This window comes from Pedobacter sp. 01N416, from assembly GCF_056399685.1.
In genome coordinates, this window is sequence record NZ_JBFTRT010000940.1 from 1 (window position 1) to 955 (window position 955).

1 protein-coding gene is annotated in these 955 nt (G+C 35.2%); it reads right to left on the reverse strand.

The genetic code is table 11. The annotated features are described in order from the left end of the window. Positions 1 to 273: 273 nt before the first annotated feature. Positions 274 to 915, reverse strand: coding sequence for a response regulator transcription factor (locus AC1DND_RS28540; RefSeq protein ID WP_477586303.1), 642 nt, complete (start codon positions 913 to 915; stop codon positions 274 to 276). Positions 916 to 955 lie beyond the last annotated feature (40 nt).

The window sequence follows — 955 nt, forward strand, 5'->3', positions numbered from 1 at the left end:
GTTAAATCTTTAATTTCCATAATAGTTAATAATAAGTTAAATCTTTAATTTCCATAATAGTTAATAATAATAAGGATGATGACAAATTACTTTGCCTTAACTAAAGTTAAAACTAATTAGTTAGTTATCCAAATTTTATTGAATAAATTATTAGAAAAATTAACGAGAACGACTTTTTGTTCCCTTTTAAGGTTTTACTTTAAGAAAAGTATTGAATTTGAATTCGTAATTTCTGTAAATCAGTCGATTGTGGTTATCCTGCGAAAATGAGGACTATATTGTAATCAGGTTGTTTTTGATGCCATATACCACTAATCCCGTGCGCGATTTAATATTCAGCTTTGCAAAAAGAGATTCCCGGTAGTTATCTACTGTGCGCGGACTAACATTCATGAGGTCTGCAATTTCCTTATAAGTAAGTTCAGTACTGCAATATTGTAAAAATGTAAGTTCTCTTGCAGAGAATACCGGTTTTTGATCACTGTCTTTCAGCGCCACCAAAAGCCTGCCCGATACCAATTCATTTACATAAAAACCTTTATCTACTATTACTTTAATTGCGGTTAGCAGATCGGATGGGGTTGATTCTTTAAGCATATAGCCTCCGGCACCGGCTTTAAGCATCCCGATAATCGCTTTTTCATCTTCGAGCATACTTAATGCAAGCACATGTACATTCGGATGATTGGTTTTAACCCATTTAGTTGCTGCAAAGCCGTCCATTACCGGCATATTAATGTCCATTAGCACCAGTTGAACGTGTTTGTGGTTGTTTATTTTAGACTGTAGATCTAATCCGTTCACAGCCTCAAACGTGACATTTATTTCGTCAAATTCTTCCAATAGGCTGGCCAATCCGGAACGGAAAAGCGTGTGGTCATCAACAATAGCGATAGAGATACTTTGTTCTTGCATACAATTAAGGGTATGGAACTTCTATTGAAATGGAAGTGCC

Bases quoted from the DNA above. Each gene is read 5' to 3' on its own strand.
- AC1DND_RS28540 (WP_477586303.1), bottom strand. From the start codon at position 915: ATGCAAGAACAAAGTATCTCTATCGCTATTGTTGATGACCACACGCTT.